This window comes from Candidatus Mycobacterium methanotrophicum (genome assembly GCF_023515995.1).
Lineage (GTDB): Bacteria > Actinomycetota > Actinomycetes > Mycobacteriales > Mycobacteriaceae > Mycobacterium > Mycobacterium methanotrophicum.
Genome location: NZ_CP097320.1, coordinates 1,843,615 through 1,862,397 on the forward strand (window position 1 = coordinate 1,843,615; position 18,783 = coordinate 1,862,397).

The window sequence follows — 18,783 nt, forward strand, 5'->3', positions numbered from 1 at the left end:
ATGAAAAATTGAGGTAGATCTTGTCGTCTGTGAACGATCCCGTTCCGGTGTCATTCCAATTGTTGCGTAGTGGGATCGCTGGAAAATCATCTGCAAATCGGACGAAACCGATGCTGGCGGCTCGACGCTCAACCCTGCGAGCCGCTATCACTCTTTTCATGCCGGAAAGTGGCGTTGCCCAGTTGCGTTTGCCAACCGGGAAGTCCTGCCCCTCGAAATGAACCGTGTAACGGGCTTGGCTCGAGTCGGTCTGACTCGTGATGTCTCCAACCTCGTACCACCGCGCGCCGTCAGGGGCGGGCATCAGCCCTAATCGTTCCTCTTTGGTGGCAGGTCGTCGAACCCCGTTCGACTGCTGGATGAAACGTAGTGTCTTCTCAGTTTTGGGTGTGAAGAGTGGTCTGTATTTCGTTTGCTGATAGTCGCGTGCATACCAGAGGAGATAGTCGCTTACGCCGTCGAGGTAGTCCATTGAGGACGACGACGTCTTCTCGAACGCGATCAGACTGACGAAGTTCTCGCTGCCAAACACCTCATCCATCAGACTCCGGACGAGATGTACGTTTTCGTCGCCGATCTGGACGAAGCAGGAGCCGGACTCGGTGAGCAGGTCCCGCGCCACCAGCAGTCGGTCGCGCAGATACGACAGATACGAGTGGATGCCCAATTCCCACGTGTCCCGAAAAGCCTTGATCTGCTCGGCTTCTCGCGCGGCGTCTTCGAGCTTGCCGTCCTTGACGTCGCGCTTGCGGGCGGACACTTGCCAGTTGGATCCGAACTTGATGCCGTAGGGCGGGTCGATGTAGATCATCTGGACCTTGCCGCGTAGCTTCTCTCGCGCCTCCAGTGACGCCATCACCTGCAGCGAGTCGCCGAGGATCATCCTGTTCGACCAGTTGGCCTGGTGCTGGTAGAAGTCGACCTGGTCGAGCTCGTCGAGGCCGTCGAAGGAATCGAAAAGCGTCAATTCCGGCTCGTCGTCGGGGCGCGCGGCGGTGCGACGCAGATTCTCGATCAGCACCCGCGGATCGATTTTCTCCTGAATGTAGATCGGCGGCGCATCCGCGATCAGATCCCCGCCGGCACCGTCGGCGTCGTACTTGCCTCTCCAGACCAGCTGCGGGTCGAGGCTCTCGTCGCGTTCCAGCCGGACCCGGCGGATCTGCTCGATCTCCGGTCCGACAAAGTCTTGGGCGTCGGCAGTCGGGATGTTCGTCCGTTTGTCGCTGTGCTCCAGCGCGTCGACTGGAGTCGGGCCCTTCGCGGTTTTCTCACGCGCCACGAGAACTCCTCCGATCGTCGAAGTCCAATAGGTCCGGGTCGCCGACGATCGGCGCATCGTCGTAGAGCAACCCGATCGCCTCGGCCAGGCGTGCCTTGAAATGAAGGGGATTCGTCATCTCGGTGTAGCCCCACCGCCCGAAACCGCCGTGGTTGTTCACCGCCGCGCACCAGGAGTTGCGGGCCGTGTCCGCCTTCGCCTTGGTGGGGCCGGGGCTCTTCTGGCTACCGGAGACCTCGATGATCAGTGTGCGGTCCACGTCCTCGGGATCTCGTCTGTTCAGTCGCACCAGGAAATCCGGCACGTAGGAGTGGCTGCGCCCCTTGTGCAGGTAGGGGATGGTGAAGCCGAGATGGTCGTTCTTCACGTAGGTCGCGACGTCGCCGTTCAGCTCGAGTTCGGCCGCGAGCAGCTGCTCCCAGGTGTTGCCGTCCTTGCCGTCGAGGGTGACGTGCGACACCTCCGACTTCTCGGTCGGCACAGTGGCTTTGCGGGTCGGGAAGTTGACGTCGCCGGTGGAGCCCTGCGGGTCGAACCGGTTGAGCATCGGCCGAAGCCGTTCACGCCGGTTGCCGATCTGGCGGACCATGGCGCTCCAGATCGCTTCGCACGCCACGGCCTGGGCCTCGGTGATGGTCATCAGAAAGCCGAAGTCGAATCCGGGTGCAACCGTCACACAGTGCGTAAGCCATTGGGTGCAGATCCCCACCAGCTCGGGAAACCGCCACGGCTTGCGGTCCTCGCCCGTATTGAACCGCGTGTCCAGGATGCGTTTGGCCAGCGCGAACGCGACCTGCTGGGTTCGGTAGCGTCGCCGATCCCCGCTGTCGCGTTCGGATTCGCCGACGACACCTTGCATCTCCACCCACCGGGGCACCGTGTTCGGCCCGATCTCGAACGCGGGCGCGTCGTCGGTGTCCAGCCAGATCGGCTCGTCGGGCAACTCGACGCGGTAGCCGTCCAGCTTGGGGAAGGTGATCCGCAGGTGTTCGCGGCCTTCGACGGCACCGACTTCGATGACGGGCTTGGGTGGCAGCGGGTCGGCCACCGGCCGGTCCGATGAGATGAACTGGAACGGGATTCCGTAGACGTTGGCGTACTCCGGCTCGAAGCAGCCGGTGTCCGGGTTCACCGCGTAGGAGCGCCGCCGCAGCCCCCGGCCCACCACCTGCTCGCACAGCAGCTGGCTGCGGAATGCCCGCACCCCGAGAATGTGGGTCACGGTGTTGGCGTCCCAGCCCTCGGTCAGCATCGACACGCTCACCACGCAGCGCACTTGCTCGCCCAGCTTGCCCGCCTTGCCGACGGTGTTCATCACCTCTCGCAGCAGCTCGTCCTCGGTGATCTTGTCGACGTCGGCGCCGGGATTGCGCAAACGGTATTCGGACTTGAACGCGGCGATCTCGGCGGCCGCGGCCTGCTTGAAGTCGGCCTTCATCCCCTCCCCGGACTCCAGCTGGGCGGAGTCGATCAGAATGGTGCGCGGACGGTCCAGGGGCTTTCCGTCGACGACGTTGCTCAGCAGGTCGAGGTTGCCCGGCTTGTGCGCGACCAGCTCGCCGTCAACCTCGACCGCCTCCCCGGCGATCCAGTCGTACACCAGCTTGCTCACCACCGTGTTGGGGCAGACCACGATGAACACCGGCGGCGTCTGGCCGTAGCGTTGTAGCGCGGACTCCCAATGCCCGAAAGCCTTTGTGTAGCTTCGATGCAGGCTGCGGAGCGCGCCTTCGAGCTCGGGCTGCGGGATCCAGTTGTCCACCGTGCCTTTGGCCGCCCGCTTGGGCAGCTTGTCGCCGATGAAGTCCCAGAGCCGCAGGTAGGTGACCAAGGGGTGGTCGGCGTCGTCGTCGACGGGTGTGCGTGGCACCTTCACGATTCCCGACTCGATCGCATCCATCAGTGAGAAGTCGCTGACCGTCCATGGGAATAGGTGGCCCTCGTTGTATCCGGAGCCCGCCAGGTAGTAGGGCGTCGCGGAAAGATCGTAGATCTGCTTGATCCCAACGTGTTTCGCCACCGCGCGCAGACCCTTGAACCAAACCCGAGCCTGCTCGTTGGCGTTCTTCTCCTCGGCGCTCAACTTCTCACCCGACGTGACCGGCCGGTCGGAGTAGCAGTGATGAGCCTCGTCGTTGAACACCACGATCTGCTGCTTTTCCTTGCCGGTCGCGCTCAGGTCGCGTAGCACCCGGCCCACCATCGCCTTGGGGGTCTCCTTGAACGGGTCGTCGGCGCGATCGCCCTTGAGGAGCAGGCGCGTGTTGCGCGCGACGTTGCGGATCTCCTTGGCGTCCTTGAGTCCGAACACGTGAAAGTTTGTGATCACGATGCGGGCCTGCTCCAGGCCGCCTTTGAGGTCGGCGGGGATCAAGTCGCGCAGGTCGTAGTAGTTCTCGGGGTCCTCCGGCAGCAGCACCCGCAGCCGGTCCCTGATGGTGATGCCCGGCGTGACGACCAGGAAGCGGTTGGAGAAGCGAGCATCCCGTGGTGTCTGCGCCTTGTTCAGCGTCTGCCAGGCGATCAGCATCGCCATCACCACGGTCTTGCCCGCGCCGGTCGCCATTTTCAACGCGACTCTCGGCAGCCCGCCGTTGTGGGCGTCGTTCTGCGGTTCGAGTCGCCGACGCCAATCGGTCACGCCCTTGCGGCCTGCGACCTCGGTGAGGAAGATCGCGGTCTCGGCGGCCTCACGCTGACAGAACAGCACCCTGTTCTCCCGGTCCGGGTCGGCCCAGTGCTGCAGCAGCTTGCGACTGATCGGCGTGACGCCGGAGTAGTCTGCACCTCTGCGCCACGTGGCGACGTCCCGGCGAAGGTCGTTGATCAGGCTGTTCCGTTCGCGCCGCTCACCTGTGGCGTCGAAGTCGAACTCGCTTTGCCCGGTGTCCGTGCCCTTCTTGGCTACCGCGATGGGGATAAACGACTCGCTGGGCCGACGGCCCTCGCGGACCTGGCCCGTCGGACCTTTGGTGCCCACCTCGTAATAGCGGTCGGGCTGCTCGTAGGGCGAGTTGAGGATCGGATTGTCGATCGATTCACTCACCACGGTGCTCTTTCCTGCTGGGGTTGCCTATGCAGATCCTGCCAGCAAAGGGAACATGCTTGCGCGAAAAGTGCCATCGTCCGCCACGATAGAACGCGCCCCCGACACCCCGGCTGGCGAGCAGCACGAATGCCGATTCCCTGACGGCCTCCGCCCCTACACTCAAGGAATCGGTACGCACCTTGCCCACTGGATCCGAACCGCCGCACGAGGCTCGAACATATGGCGACGTTACTGCCCACGCAGTCTCGCTCCCTGAGCCCGGCCACAACCAATTCCGCGAATTCGCCGCCCTGATCGGTGCGACGGCGTGGGCGTGAACGCGGCCCGGTCGGCTACCCGAGGCCGAGCGCCGTGCGCAGCCGGTCAGCGTCCATGCCGCCGCGGGCGGCCGCGCCGGCGGGAAAGCTGTCGAGAAGTTTGATCAGGTCGCCGCGCCGGGTGGGGTCGTCGGCGGCCTGCCGCGGCGTACACCCGTTGAGTGCGGGGATGGGCTCATCGAGCCAGCGGGTTTCGTAGTCGCGGATGAATTCGCCGAGAAACGCGGCCACTTCGGGGTCGTCGGGGTCGAGCGCGCCCTCGCCGGCGGTCGGCATCCGCTTGGCCAGCGCGGCCGCTTCGCGGGTGTCGCGCATCGGGCGGCGGTGGTCGTCGAGCACCGCCGTCGCCGGGTCGAGACGCGCCAGCGTGGCCAGCACGCGATCCATCCGCTGCTCGCTGTTGGTCTCGATGCGCAGCGTGTCGTCGTCGAGGACCAGCGTGGCGCGGATCCGTTGCAGACCGTCGGTGACGACGTGCTCGAACCACCGCGGCGGCTCCTCGCCGTCGGCCCGGTCGTAGACCTCGTCGAGCGCGGCGCGGATCCCGCCCGCGTCGCCGACACGCACGCTGGCCTCGCAGATCGCCAGCGGATCCCCCTCGGTGTTGACCAGCGTCGGCGGCGCGAACCGGCGGGTCAGCTGCGCCACCAGCGTCACCGGATCGGGCTCGTCGTCGAGCAGCTCGATCAGCGGGTCACGCTCGTGCAGCGCGACCGGTTCGATCCCACCGAAGAACGCCATGCTGTCGCCGGTGGGCACCGCGCGTGCACAGATCAGCTGCCCGGGCCGCAGCTGACGGCTGGCCGCGCGCTCACACACCTCGTGGGTGTCGCCGGTGCGCACATCGCGCACGGTGACGCCCTGGCCGGGCCGCACCTGCTCGACCTCGAACACCGACCGTTCCAGCAGCAGCCATTGCTGGGCCAGCAGCCGCTCGTCGTCGGGCAGCAGCGACCCGCGCAACTGCAGGAACTCCGCGAACGCACCGCCCTCGAACAGCACCGCGTCCAGCACCAGCGGATCGGCCAGCGACGCGGTCAACGCGTCAACGTCGTCGGGGTCGACGTGCCGGCAGCGTTCGTAGCTCACCTCGGCCAGCAGGCCGGTCCAGCCGCTCACCATCGCATGGTGGCAGGCTTTCCCGTACAACCAGTTGACCCGCTCGGCCAGCGGCAGCTGTTCGCGGCCGAGATGGCATTTCTTGTATTTGCGGCCCGACCCGCACCAGCATGCCTCGTTGCGGCCCAGGTCGCGGCGCGGTTCGGCGCGGTGCCGCTCCAACAGCGTCGCCAGCGGATGGTCGGGCTCGACGCCGGCGCGGCGCAGCAGCGCCAACCCGCGCTCGGCGTCGCCGCGATCCGAGGCGATGCGGGCCAAATCGACCAACGGCAGTGGCCAGTCGGTGTTCATCGACTCGGCCGCCAGCAGCTCGCGTTCGGCCGCGTCGATGTCGCCGGTCCGGTCGTATGCGACGGCGCGCAGCCAGCGCAACGCCGCCCGCGCCGCGCGGGGCACCTCGGGCTCCAACACCTCGGCGAACAGGCCCAGCGCGGCCGCCCCGGCGGGGTCGGTGTCGACGGTCTCGGCGACCAGCAGTTGCGCCAGCAGCGGGTCGGCCAGCGCGGCGCCGAGCTCTCCGCCCAGCTCGAGGAACGGGTTGCTCTCGGGCTCCGTCGCGTCTTCGACGGCACCGGGCATCATGTCCTGCGGCGGCTCGTCCGGGTCGATGCTGAGCAGCGCCAGTGCCATCCGCTCGTGCAGTTTGATCAGCGTATACAGCGCGAATGCGTCGTCGGGGTCCAGATCGTGGCGCCTGGCCAGCAGCGCGCACCCGCGGTCGAAGTCCCACGCGTCGAAGTCGAACCCGGCGGGCGCCAGCCACTCGCCTCGATGCGCCAGACCATGGTGGTCGGCGATCTCGCGCAGTGGTGCCAGCGGCTCGGTGAACATCGCCGGGTCTTCGACGCACACGGTCCAGACCGCCTCGGCGAAGAACCTCGGCTCGTCGGCGTCGAGCATGTCCGCCAGCCGGGCGCCGGCGTCCGCGCCGGATGGGGGCGTGCCGATCAGCTCGACGGCGAGGCCGTCTGTGGTCAGCCGCAGCCCGACCAGGTCGCCCGCGGTGGCCCCCAACGCCGCCAGTGTGCCCGGCTCCAGCAGCAGCGCCCCGTCCGGGTCGACCGCCTCGTCTGGGATGCCCCGCTGTTCGAGCAGCTCGTCGTCGAACCCGACCAACGCGATCTGTATCGTCGTACCGTCGGCGAGCCGGCGGTACTGCTCGTGCTCGCAGAGAATGGTGATCGGGTCCAGGTCCGGGGTCGCCGCGAGCAGGTCGTAGTCTGCCTCGTTCGCGCCGAGCCGATGGCTGAACACTCGCCCGGCCAGCAGCGCAGGCAGCCACACCCATCGATCGTCATCCAATTGCGCTGCCGGGCATTCAATTTCCAGGCTAAGCGCGTCCAGGACGGCATCCGAATCGGTCACGCCCGCGTCCTGCAGCCGACGTGCGATGTCGTCCTCGTGTAAGGGGCCGTGTTCGGCCAGAATTGCCGCCAGGGCTCGCATCGGATCGATTCGTTCCGTCACGAAGGCCACCCTATGCCTTACCGGACCAGCGATTGGCGCCCTCGGGTGGCGTTTGACGTCGCCGGCCGCCGATCGCTCGGCGGCGCCGGCGCATAGCATGGACTGCGCCGTTCGCGGCACAGGAGGGTTCACTGAAAGGGGCAGTGTGGCTGACCGCCTGATCATCAAGGGCGCGCGCGAGCATAACCTGCGCAGCGTCGATCTTGACTTGCCACGCGACGCGCTGATTGTTTTTACCGGGCTGTCCGGGTCGGGCAAGTCGTCGCTGGCCTTCGACACCATTTTCGCCGAGGGCCAACGACGTTACGTGGAATCGCTGTCGGCCTATGCCCGCCAATTCCTCGGCCAGATGGACAAGCCCGACGTCGACTTCATCGAAGGGCTGTCGCCGGCGGTGTCCATCGACCAGAAGTCGACCAACCGCAACCCGCGCTCGACGGTCGGGACGATCACCGAGGTGTACGACTATCTGCGGCTGCTGTATGCGCGCGCGGGCTCTCCGCACTGCCCGGTCTGTGGTGAGCGGATCGCCCGGCAGACGCCGCAACAAATCGTCGACCAGGTGCTGGCGATGCCCGAAGGCACCCGATTCCAGGTGCTCGCCCCGGTGGTGCGCACCCGCAAGGGCGAGTTCGCCGACCTGTTCGAGAAGCTCAACGCCCAGGGTTACAGCCGCGTCCGCGTCGACGGCGTGGTGCATTCGCTGACCGATCCGCCCAAGCTGAAGAAGCAGGAAAAACACGATATCGAGGTGGTGGTGGACCGCCTGACGGTAAAGCCCACCGCCAAGCAGCGGCTCACCGATTCGGTGGAAACCGCGCTGAATTTGGCCGACGGCATCGTGGTGCTGGAATTTCCCGATCATGGCGCCCACGAGCCCGATCATCACCGCGAGCAGCGGTTCTCCGAGAAGCTCGCCTGCCCCAACGGCCACTCCCTGGCCGTCGACGACCTGGAGCCGCGGTCATTCTCGTTCAACTCGCCCTATGGCGCCTGCCCCGAGTGTGCCGGTCTGGGGATCCGCAAAGAAGTCGACCCCGACCTGGTGGTACCCGATCCGGATCGCACGCTGGCCGACGGCGCCGTCGCGCCGTGGTCGATGGGCCACACCGCGGAGTACTTCACCCGGATGATGGCCAGCCTCGGCGAGTCGATGGGCTTCGACGTCGACACGCCGTGGCGCAAGCTCCCAGCCAAGGCACGCAAGGCGATCCTCGAGGGCTGCGACGAGCAGGTGCACGTCCGCTACCGCAACCGTTACGGCCGCACCCGGTCCTACTACGCCGACTTCGAAGGCGTGCTGGCGTTCCTGCAGCGCAAGATCGACCAGACCGAATCCGAGCTGATGAAGGACCGCTACGAGGGCTTCATGCGCGACGTGCCGTGTCCGGTGTGTGAGGGCACGCGCCTGCGGCCGGAGATCTTGGCGGTCACCCTGGCCGCGGGCGAGCACGGCAAAAAGTCCATCGCCGAGGTTTGCGAACTGTCCATCGCAGAGTGCGCGGACTTCCTTCAGCGCCTCACCCTCGGTACCCGCGAACAAGCGATCGCCGGGCAGGTGCTCAAAGAAATACAGTCGCGGCTGGGGTTTCTGCTCGACGTCGGGCTGGAGTACTTGTCGCTGTCCCGCGCGGCGGCCACGCTGTCCGGCGGTGAGGCGCAACGGATTCGGCTGGCGACCCAGATCGGCTCCGGACTGGTGGGGGTGCTGTATGTGCTCGACGAGCCGTCGATCGGCCTGCACCAGCGGGACAACCGGCGCCTCATCGAAACTCTCACCCGCTTAAGGGATTTAGGCAATACGCTGATCGTCGTCGAGCACGACTTGGACACCATCGCGCATGCCGACTGGATCGTCGACATCGGGCCCCGGGCGGGCGAGCACGGCGGCCGGATCGTGCACAACGGGACCTATGACGAGTTGCTGCGCAACAAAGAATCGATCACCGGCGCTTATGTGTCCGGCCGGCAAAGCATCGAGACCCCGGCGATCCGACGTCCTGTCGACAAGCGACGCCGGCTCACGGTCGTCGGCGCACACGAGCACAATCTGCGCAACATCGATGTGGCGTTTCCGCTCGGCGTGCTGACGTCGGTCACCGGCGTATCCGGATCCGGCAAGTCGACGCTGGTCAACGACATCCTGGCCGCTGTGCTGGCGAACAGGCTCAACGGCGCCCGCCAGGTTCCCGGCCGGCATGTCCGCGTCACCGGGCTTGACCATGTGGACAAGCTGGTCCGCGTCGACCAGTCGCCGATCGGTCGCACACCGCGATCCAACCCGGCCACCTACACCGGGGTCTTCGACAAGATCCGCACCCTGTTCGCCGCGACCACCGAGGCCAAGGTGCGCGGCTATCAACCGGGCCGGTTCTCGTTCAACGTCAAGGGTGGCCGCTGCGAGGCGTGCACGGGCGACGGGACCATCAAGATCGAAATGAACTTCCTGCCCGACGTGTACGTGCCATGCGAGGTGTGTCACGGTGCCCGCTACAACCGGGAAACCCTCGAGGTGCACTACAAAGGCAAGACGATCGCCGAGGTGTTGGACATGTCGATCGAGGAGGCCGCGGAGTTCTTCGCGCCGATCACGGGCATCTACCGCTATCTGCAGACCCTGGTCGATGTCGGCCTGGGCTACGTGCGGTTGGGTCAGCCGGCGCCCACGCTGTCCGGCGGCGAGGCCCAGCGGGTGAAGCTGGCCTCGGAGCTGCAGAAGCGCTCCACCGGTCGCACCGTGTACATCCTCGACGAGCCCACCACCGGACTGCACTTCGACGACATCCGCAAGTTGCTGGACGTCATCAACGGTCTGGTCGACAAAGGCAATACGGTGATCGTCATCGAGCACAACCTCGACGTGATCAAGACGTCGGACTGGATCATCGACATGGGGCCGGAGGGTGGCGCCGAAGGCGGCACCATCGTCGCCGAGGGCACACCGGAGGACATCGCGGCGATACCGGAAAGCTACACCGGCAAGTTCCTCGCCGAAACGCTCAGCGGCACCGCGGCATCGGCCAGTGCGCCGCGACGGCGGCGCCGGGCCAGCGCCTAGCTTGCTCTCAATCGCCGACTGGGTAGGTCGTGGCCGAGAAGCTCGCTCATGACGTCACGTTTACCTCTCGCGGTGGCGGTAGTGGCCGCGACCCGGCCCGCCGCGCCGATCCCCTTGGCTGTGCCCGAGGCCGGCGCCGACCACGGGCCGTTCGACTTGACGCTGATGCCGGTCGGCGGCTACACCGCGGCATTGCCGGATGTCCGTATGAACCCGGAGCAGGCGGTCCGCGCACACCTGGACGTCACCGATCCCGGGTCGGGGCTTTTGGTGCCGATCCAGTGGTGCACCTTCCGGTCAGCGCCGCACCCGTGGGCCGACCCGGTCGAGCGTCTGCTGGCCGCTGCGGGCGCCGCGCATGCCCAGGTGGCGGCGCCCCAACCGGGCGGGCGCGTGGATCCGGCTGAACCTGTCGGATCCGACCAGTGGTGGCGGCTCTAATTGGCTAGTGGCTGCCGGGCTCTGACATCCGCTGATTACCGTGGTCTGATGCACCGGCTGGGGGACGCGTCGGGGTTAACGCGGTTTGGCCAGCGGGAAGGGCAGGGTCTCGCGGATGCTGCGGCCCGTGATGAGCATGACGACGCGGTCGACCCCCAGCCCCAGGCCTCCGGTGGGCGGCATCGCGTATTCCATCGCCTGCAGAAAGTCCTCGTCGAACTCCATTGCCTCGGGATCGCCGCCAGCGGCCAGCAAGGATTGCTCCTGCAGGCGGCGCCGTTGCTCCACCGGGTCGGTCAGTTCGCTGTAGGCGGTGCCCAGCTCGACGCGCCACGCCACCAAATCCCAGCGTTCGGCGACCCCGGGTTTACTGCGATGCGGTCGAGTCAGCGGCGAGACCGACAAAGGGAAGTCGATGTAGAAGGTCGGCTGCTCGGTTCGAGCCTCGACCAGATGCTCGTAAAGCTCTAGCACCACGGCGCCGGCGTCCCAGCGCGCCAGATACGGAATGTGTGCGGCGTCAGCGAGCTTGCGTAGCTTGGCCAGACTGGTGTCCGCGTCGATGTGCTCACCGAGCGCCCCGGATACCGCGTCGTGCACGGTCTTCACCGGCCACACACCGGAGATATCGACCGCTTCGAGGCTGCCATCGGTGGCACCCGGGCGGGGCCGCATCACCACCTGGGCGCCGTTCGCGGCCTGCGCGGCGTTTTGGATCAACTCCCGGCAGCCGTCGATCCAATCGGTGTAGTCGGCGTGCGCCTGATAGGCCTCCAGCAGGGTGAACTCCGGATTGTGGCTGAAATCGACGCCCTCGTTGCGAAATGCACGGCCGAGCTCGAACACCCGCTCCACTCCGCCGACGCATAGCCGCTTCAGATAAAGCTCGGGCGCAATCCGCAGGTACAGGTCGAGGTTGTAGCTGTTGATGTGGGTGCTGAATGGGCGAGCGGTGGCACCGCCGTGAATTTGTTGCAGGATCGGTGTTTCGACTTCGAGAAAACCCTTGGCGTTCAACGTCTCTCTAATGGCACGCAGCACGCGGCTGCGGGCCGCGATCAGCGCGCGGGATTCGGCATTGATCGCCAGGTCGACATAGCGGGTGCGCACCCGCGCTTCCGGATCGGTCAACCCCTTCCACTTGTTGGGCAGCGGCCGCAGACACTTGCCGATCAATCGCCAGTTGCGGACGATCAGCGACCGGGTGCCGGTCTTGCTGTATCCCATCTGCCCGCTCACTTCGACCAGATCGCCGAGATCGATGGCCTTGGTGAAGTCTCTGGTGCACCCGCGCGCCAGAACTGAATTCTCCAGCAGCAGTTGCGTTTCCGCTGACCAGTCGCGCAGCTGGGCGAAAAGCACACCGCCGAAGTCCCGGATGCGCAGCACGCGTCCGGACACCGACACTGTCGTTTGGTCGTCGCTACCCAATGCCTGGGCGACCGTGTGGCTGGGCGCCTTACCCACCGGGTAGGCGTCGACTCCGCTGTCCTGCAGCTTCTTCAGCTTGGCCAATCGGACGCGCATCTGCTCGGGCAGCCGGCGGTCGATATCGTCGCCGCCGCCGGGGTCGAATTGCCGCAGCGCGGCGACATCGGGCGCCGAGCCGTCCCGGCGCAGCAGGCCCGTGGCCAGCAGTGTCGGCGGCACTGCCGAGTGTTGGCCAGTGTGCTGCTCGTCGCGCCGAGTGAACGGCAGCACCAGGAAGCCCTCGGCGATCACCGAGGCGACACCCACCCGGGGAATCAGCCGGGCCTCCTCGTAACATGCGAAGCGGGGCACCCAGTCGGGTTGATACTTCATGTTCGAGCGGTACAGCGTCTCCAGCTGCCACCACCGCGAGAAGAACACCAGAAACCCGCGCCACGATCGTGCCACCGGGCCGGCGCCGAGTTGGGCGCCCTGCTCGAACGCCGACCGGAACGCCGCGAAGTTCAGCGAAATGCGGCTGATGCCGATCTGCTCAGCGTGCAGGGCAAGCTCGCTCACCATCAGCTCGATGGTTCCGTTGGGGGAATCCGACGACCGGCGCATCAGGTCAAGCGAAACCCCGTTGCGGCCCCAGGGCACCAGCGAGAGCATCGCGACGACGGTGTCGTCGGGTGTGACGGCTTCAACCAGCAGACACTCGCTGTCGGCCGGGTCGCCGAGCCGGCCCAGCGCCATCGAGAAGCCGCGCTCGATTTCGGTGTCCCGCCATGCGTCGGCACGCGCGAGCACCGCCGCCATCTCGGCAGCCCCGATGTCGCGATGCCGGCGGACGCGCACCGCTAACCCGGCGCGGCGCGCCCGGGTCACGGCCTGGCGCACCCCGCGCATCTCCCGGCCGGACAGCCTGAAATCGGCCGGGCGCAGGATCGCCTCGTCGCCCACTTCCAGCGCGCTCAGGCCGGCCTCGCGAAAGGCTTTCGCCCCGGCCGAACTGGCCCCCACATTCCCGGGCGCCCAGCCGTAAGTCTGGCACAGCACCAACCAGGCGTCGATGACCTGCGGCCACGCCCGCGGGTCACCGATCGGGTCCCCGCTGGCCAGGCAGACGCCCACCTCGACGCGGTAGGTGATCGCCGCGCGGCCACTCGGCGCGAAAATCACTGACTTGTCTCGGCGGGTGGCGAAGTAGCCCAGGGAATCGTTTTTGCCGTAAAGCTCAAGCAGCCCGCGGATGGCGGATTCGTCCTCGCCGGTGAGCGCGTTTTCGGCGCGCTGCGATTGGAACAGCACGATAGCCGCGGCGATCAGCGCCATCGCACTGAACAAGCCGAACAGTGCGTTGAGGAAAACGTGCGGCCTGCCCGTAAACGAGCTAGGACCGGCGACGGCGAATCCGACCACCCGGTTCGCCACATACAAGAACCGGTCGTCGCGCGCCAGTGTGTGGGGAAACGCCTCGACCAGCAACCAAGACAGCAGGATTCCGATCGCCCAGCCGGTGAGCAGCACTCCGGTCGCCTTGTAGAGCGCACCGGAGCGGACCTTGGCCCAGAACTCCCGGTAGGCGAAGATCAGCACCAAGAGCGCAGCCAAATGGAAACCAAGCCCAACGGTCTCGCCGAGCCGCTTCAGCGGGGTGACGTCAGCGGCGCTCAGACCGGCGACGTTCAAGCCGGCGGCCAACAGCAGATGGAGGACCAGTACCCACCAGGCGATGCGCTTGCGCGCGGTCAGTGCGCCGGCCAGCAAGGCCAGCACGAACGACCACGCGAAACTGGTGTCGGGAAAGTTGAACAGGTAGTCGTTGATGAATTCCCGCGGCACCTTGATGACAAACCGGATCACCGGCGACACACTGGCGATCAGTGACAGCGTGGCGATGACGCCGACCGTCCACCCGGCCGCCGCGGGCACCCATCGCAGCTGCGAAGTCGACCGGCTCCGCGGGCGAGACGCAGTGAGGGTCACAGACCGCGAGGATATTCGGTCAAGCTATGGAATTTCTATGTCCGGCCGGCATGGAATTTGTGGCGCCGGCTGCTCAGGGGCGCTCGATCGCGGAGCGCACCGTCATGACTGCTAAACTGTCGACTGCGACCGTCTCCGGAGAAGTCCAGAGACAGCAAGTGGAGTCCCACTCCCACCGTTAGCCGAGATCTCCAAGATCGTAGCGATCACGCTCAAGGCTCAGCGGTCCGGTCACTGGCTCACCAAGGTGTGTCGGTTCTGCGTAACGCAGGCGGCTTTGGCCGTGACCGGTCGGCACCGGGCCCTGCTTACGCAGGGCTTTTTTGCTGATGGTGTGGCTTTGCACTGCTGAATCTGCGAACAGGCCAGGTGGCGGTGGCGCAAGGAAAGCAGTAGAAGCCCGCCCGGTGACGATGCAGGCCGCGGAGCGGCCTGAAGGAGGAGCCGGGCCGTAGAAGCCCAGGAGGCCCCATCAGCACTGAGACCCGCGTCAACGAACGCATCCGCGTACCTGAAGTCCGTTTAATCGGTCCGGGAGGGGAGCAGGTAGGCATCGTGCGTATCGAAGACGCCCTCCGCGTCGCCGCGGATGCCGATCTCGACCTTGTCGAGGTTGCGCCCAACGCCAGACCGCCGGTCTGCAAGATCATGGACTACGGCAAGTTCAAGTATGAGGCGGCGCAAAAGGCGCGTGAGTCTCGCAAGAACCAGCAGCAGACCGTCGTCAAAGAACAGAAACTGCGCCCCAAGATCGACGATCACGACTACGAAACCAAAAAGGGTCACGTGATCCGATTCCTGGAGGCGGGATCGAAAGTCAAGGTGACCATCATGTTCCGCGGACGTGAGCAGTCGCGGCCCGAGCTGGGCTACCGGCTGTTGCAGCGGCTCGGCTCCGACGTCGCCGACTACGGATTCGTCGAGACGTCGGCCAAGCAGGACGGACGCAACATGACGATGGTGTTGGCACCCCACCGCGGTGCAAAGACTCGTGCCCGTGCGGCCGAGCAGGCCGGTGGCCCCACGCACCAGCCCGCATCCAACAGCGATGCCGAACCATCGCCGAACTGATACAGCAGAACTGAGGACACATGCCCAAGACCAAGACCCACAGTGGTGCGTCGAAGCGATTCCGCCGCACCGGTACCGGGAAGATCGTGCGTCAGAAGGCCAATCGCCGGCACCTGCTCGAACACAAGCCGAGCACCCGGACGCGACGACTAGAGGGGCGTACCGCCGTGTCCGCCAACGACACCAAGCGGGTCAACAAATTGCTTAACGGCTGACCAGCGCCCATAACCAAGGCAGCGGCGTAACGCCGATTACGTCCAGACGACGATAGGAACACCCATGGCACGCGTAAAACGGGCTGTCAACGCCCAGAAGAAGCGGCGCACCATTCTCAAGGCTTCGAAAGGCTATCGCGGACAGCGGTCCCGCCTCTACCGCAAAGCCAAAGAGCAGCAACTGCATTCACTGAATTACGCGTACCGCGACCGTCGCGCGCGCAAGGGTGAGTTCCGCAAGCTATGGATCTCACGGATCAACGCGGCGGCCCGCGCCAATGACATCACCTACAACCGGCTCATTCAGGGCCTGAAGACCGCCGGTGTCGAGGTCGACCGCAAAAACCTCGCCGAGATCGCGGTCAGTGACCCGACGGCGTTCACCGCGCTGGTCGGTGTCGCCCGGGCCGCCCTGCCCGACGACGTCAACGCGCCCTCCGGAGAGGCTGCCTAACCCGGTCCGGCGGTTGAAGATTTAGCGCCCGGTGCTTACCGAACGATCGGCCCGGGTGGTCGGTGCGGTCAAACTTCACCGGCAGGTCGCGCGGCGGCACGCGCAGCGCTTTCTGGTGGAAGGCGCGCACCTGGTGGAGGCTGCGTCTAGCCGCGGTCTGGTCCGCGAAGTTTTCGTGACCGAGGCGGCTGCTCAGCGCTACGCCGCTCTGCTGGACCGACAAGACGCCGTGGTCAGCCTCGTCACTGAGCGCGCCGCAAAAGCCTTGTCGGACACGGTGACTCCGGCCGGCTTGATAGCAGTATGCGAGCCGCCCGGCCGAGGGCTGGAGGATGTGCTAGCCGATGCGCCGCGCCTCGTCGCAGTGGGAGTGGAGATCGGCGAGCCGGGCAACGCGGGCACGTTGATTCGCATCGCCGACGCGATGGGCGCCGCAGCGGTGGTCTTCGCCGGGCACAGCGTCGACCCGTACAACGGCAAATGCTTGAGAGCGTCGGCAGGCAGCATCTTCGCCGTCCCGGTCGTTGTCGCGCCGGATGTCGGTGCGGCTATTAGCAAGTTGCGGGCCAACGGGTTGCGGGTACTGGCGACCATGGTCGACGGCGAGATGTCTCTTGACGATGTGGAGCTCGCCGGAGCGACGGCGTGGCTGTTCGGGTCCGAGTCGCACGGCTTGTCGCCTGAGCTGGCCCGTCAAGCCGACGTCCGGGTGGCCATTCCGATGTTCGGAGGTGCGCAAAGCCTCAATGTGGCTGCGGCGGCGGCGATTTGCCTCTACCAGAGCGCACGGGCCCAGCGGGCAAGCCGTAATCCTTAGGCGGCCTTGCCGCGACCCCGCGCCGGCTGCCGCCCCGTCAGCGAAAACGTGGTGTGCACCAGCGATCCGGCACGCTCGACGATTTTCCTGGAGAGCGGGGTGCGCGGCGGCACGCCGTTATCGACTCTCGCGCCCGGCATCGTATGCCTGTGATCAGGCGGTTCGCCGCCAATCGTGGCATACACCACTATGGCGTCGTTGCCCGTCCGTCCCGACACGACCTACCCTGGTCGATGTGGAACTCGGGCCCTACCGGGCGTCCGGCGAGTCCGAGCAAGCGGGAACCACGCCGGATTCGCCTGGTTCACGACAGCAGCAACAGCAGAGCCCCGTGTCACTGCGGGGCGCAGCGGAGTGGCTGCGCAGCAGGAACCAGCACCCCGGCGTCATTGAGATGATCCGTCGGGCTCGTCGCGCGTTGCCCGGCGATCCGGAATTCGGCGATCCCCTGTCGACAGCCGGCGACGGCGGGCCGCGGGCTGCCGCCCGGGCCGCGGGGCGGCTCCTGGGTGAGCACGGCAGCGCGTCTCGGGAAGTCGGCCTCGGCGCACTGCAGGTATGGCAGGCGTTGACAGAGGCGGTCTCCAGGCATCCGGCAAACGACGAGGTCACGATCGTGTTCACCGACTTGGTGAGTTTCTCGACGTGGTCGTTGCAAGCCGGTGACGACGCGACCCTCACGCTTTTGCGGAGGGTGGCGCGGGCGGTGGAACCACCGCTGCTGGACGCCGGCGGCCACATCGTCAAGCGGATGGGCGACGGCATCATGGCGGTGTTCGCCGACCCGCTGGTCGCCGTCGGCGCTGTACTCGCCGCCAAGCGGGCACTGAAGTCTGTCGACGTTGACGGCTACCAGCCGCGGATGCGGGTTGGCATTCACACCGGACGGCCGCAGCGCCTGGGCTCAGACTGGCTCGGCGTCGACGTCAATGTCGCGGCCCGGGTCATGGAGCGCGCCACCAGGGGAGGATGAGGGTGTCGGGCGCCACACTGGACAAGCTGTCGCAGGCCGATTTGAAGGCCTTGGGCGTCATTGCCAGGCGGGTATATCGACCGGTCTTCGCAGGTAAAACCGCCGGACTGCCGGACGACTTGGCCATCTATCGGCTCAAGGCGGCGGGGGAAACTGCCAGCGATTTGTCAGGTTCGGATGACGCCGATGACGATTCGCAGGCATAGTAGATGGCGATGATTTTCGGCGTATTGTCGCGGGTGGCGCGCGTCCGGATCACGGTGGGTTACGCCTTCGCATTGATGTCTGTCAGCGGCGCGCTGGTGGTTCTCGGTCCGCGGGTGCGCGAGCGCGTAATTGGGCTGGCCAGCACTAACCTGCACAACCTGGCGCGCGGGCATTTGGCGACCCTGTTCGGTAGCGCATTCGTCGCCGATGCGGGGCCAATCTGGTTTTGGCTACCATGCTTGGTTTGTCTGCTCGCCCTTGCCGAGCTGACATGGCGCAGCGGTCGGCTGGCCTTGGTGTTTGTCACCGGCCACATCGGTACGACGCTGCTGGTCGCCGCGGGGCTGACCGCGGCGATCGAATTCGGCTGGTTGCCGCTGTCGATCTCGCGTGCCAGCGATGTTGGTGTGAGCTACGGTGCCCTGGCGGTGCTGGGCGCGCTGACGGCGGCCGTTGCACGCCCGTGGCGACCGGCGTGGATCGGGTGGTGGCTGCCTACCGGCATCGTATCCGCAGCGCTGGGTGGCGACTTCACCGACGCCGGGCACTCCGTGGCCTTGGTGCTGGGCATGCTGTTCTCCGTTTGGTTGGTGGGTCCAGCCCAGTGGAACCGGGTGCGCTACGCGTTGCTGGCCGTTGGTGCGAGCTTTGGATTCCTGATGTTGGCGCACGGAGAGTGGACGACGCTGGTCGGCGGCGCCGTGGGCCTCGTCGGCGCGCTGGTGGCCGTCGGGATTGCCCGCTCGTTCGCGATGCGCCCTCGCCCGCCGGTGGCCACCCCGGCGGCTCCGGAGCCGGTACTCAACGGCTGAGGCGTTTCTGGCTGACGGCCTCCCATCGACGCTGACGCGACCACATATGATCGGCACTTGTGCGTCACGCCGTGCCGCGAATCCCCACAAGCACAACAAGGA

Annotated in this window: 10 protein-coding genes and 3 pseudogenes; 8 read left to right on the plus strand and 5 right to left on the minus strand. The window is 66.3% G+C overall.

The window, feature by feature from the left end:
- Positions 1 to 451 precede the first annotated feature (451 nt).
- The 3 genes and pseudogenes from M5I08_RS26690 to M5I08_RS09910 all read right to left on the minus strand — a co-directional run.
- Positions 452 to 1,339, minus strand: a pseudogene (locus M5I08_RS26690) (DNA methyltransferase); the annotation flags it as partial.
- Positions 1,272 to 4,328, minus strand: coding sequence for a BPTD_3080 family restriction endonuclease (locus M5I08_RS09905; RefSeq protein ID WP_219066450.1), 3,057 nt, complete (start codon positions 4,326 to 4,328; stop codon positions 1,272 to 1,274). The gene M5I08_RS09905 and the pseudogene M5I08_RS26690, both read right to left, overlap by 68 nt.
- Positions 4,329 to 4,663: 335 nt before the next feature.
- Positions 4,664 to 7,213, minus strand: coding sequence for an SEC-C domain-containing protein (locus M5I08_RS09910; RefSeq protein ID WP_219066483.1), 2,550 nt, complete (start codon positions 7,211 to 7,213; stop codon positions 4,664 to 4,666).
- Positions 7,214 to 7,379: 166 nt separating this feature from the next.
- Between M5I08_RS09910 and uvrA the strand changes: the two genes are divergently transcribed.
- Positions 7,380 to 10,292: an excinuclease ABC subunit UvrA gene (gene uvrA, locus M5I08_RS09915; RefSeq protein ID WP_219066451.1), complete on the plus strand. Its 2,913-nt coding sequence runs from the start codon at positions 7,380 to 7,382 to the stop codon at positions 10,290 to 10,292.
- Between the two features lie 126 nt (positions 10,293 to 10,418).
- Positions 10,419 to 10,733, plus strand: a pseudogene (locus M5I08_RS09920) (MBL fold metallo-hydrolase); the annotation flags it as partial.
- Between the two features lie 75 nt (positions 10,734 to 10,808).
- Here M5I08_RS09920 and lysX read toward each other — a convergent pair.
- Positions 10,809 to 14,132 (minus strand): bifunctional lysylphosphatidylglycerol synthetase/lysine--tRNA ligase LysX, encoded by a 3,324-nt coding sequence (gene lysX / locus M5I08_RS09925; RefSeq protein WP_219066453.1) that lies wholly within the window; start codon positions 14,130 to 14,132, stop codon positions 10,809 to 10,811.
- A 471-nt stretch (positions 14,133 to 14,603) separates the two neighbouring features.
- Here lysX and infC point away from each other — a divergent pair, with 471 nt between their 5' ends.
- From infC to M5I08_RS09945, 4 genes are all read left to right on the plus strand, one after another.
- Positions 14,604 to 15,203, plus strand: a complete 600-nt coding sequence (infC, locus tag M5I08_RS09930; RefSeq protein ID WP_219066484.1) for a translation initiation factor IF-3 — start codon at positions 14,604 to 14,606, stop codon at positions 15,201 to 15,203.
- A 20-nt stretch (positions 15,204 to 15,223) separates the two neighbouring features.
- Positions 15,224 to 15,418 (plus strand): 50S ribosomal protein L35, encoded by a 195-nt coding sequence (rpmI, locus tag M5I08_RS09935; protein ID WP_219066454.1) that lies wholly within the window; start codon positions 15,224 to 15,226, stop codon positions 15,416 to 15,418.
- 64 nt (positions 15,419 to 15,482) lie between these two features.
- Entirely contained in the window at positions 15,483 to 15,872 is a 390-nt protein-coding gene (gene rplT / locus M5I08_RS09940) for a 50S ribosomal protein L20 (RefSeq protein WP_219066455.1), read from the plus strand.
- 31 nt (positions 15,873 to 15,903) lie between these two features.
- Positions 15,904 to 16,689 carry a TrmH family RNA methyltransferase gene (locus tag M5I08_RS09945; protein WP_219066456.1) on the plus strand — a complete coding sequence of 262 codons (786 nt, stop codon included), beginning with the start codon at positions 15,904 to 15,906 and terminating at the stop codon, positions 16,687 to 16,689.
- Here the strand turns inward: M5I08_RS09945 and M5I08_RS09950 are convergent.
- Entirely contained in the window at positions 16,686 to 16,829 is a 144-nt protein-coding gene (locus tag M5I08_RS09950; protein ID WP_219066487.1) for a hypothetical protein, read from the minus strand. The genes M5I08_RS09945 and M5I08_RS09950 overlap by 4 nt on opposite strands.
- A gap of 254 nt (positions 16,830 to 17,083) precedes the next feature.
- Between M5I08_RS09950 and M5I08_RS09955 the strand changes: the two are divergent.
- Positions 17,084 to 17,868 (plus strand): annotated as a pseudogene (locus tag M5I08_RS09955) (adenylate/guanylate cyclase domain-containing protein).
- A 9-nt stretch (positions 17,869 to 17,877) separates the two neighbouring features.
- Complete coding sequence (locus M5I08_RS09960; RefSeq protein WP_219066457.1) at positions 17,878 to 18,681, plus strand: rhomboid-like protein; 804 nt, start codon at positions 17,878 to 17,880, stop codon at positions 18,679 to 18,681.
- Positions 18,682 to 18,783 lie beyond the last annotated feature (102 nt).

Bases quoted from the DNA above. Each gene is read 5' to 3' on its own strand.
- M5I08_RS09910 (WP_219066483.1), bottom strand. From the start codon at position 7,213: ATGCGAGCCCTGGCGGCAATTCTGGCCGAACACGGCCCCTTACACGAG.
- rpmI (WP_219066454.1), top strand. From the start codon at position 15,224: ATGCCCAAGACCAAGACCCACAGTGGTGCGTCGAAGCGATTCCGCCGC.
- rplT (WP_219066455.1), top strand. From the start codon at position 15,483: ATGGCACGCGTAAAACGGGCTGTCAACGCCCAGAAGAAGCGGCGCACC.
- M5I08_RS09950 (WP_219066487.1), bottom strand. From the start codon at position 16,829: ATGCCGGGCGCGAGAGTCGATAACGGCGTGCCGCCGCGCACCCCGCTC.
- M5I08_RS09960 (WP_219066457.1), top strand. From the start codon at position 17,878: ATGATTTTCGGCGTATTGTCGCGGGTGGCGCGCGTCCGGATCACGGTG.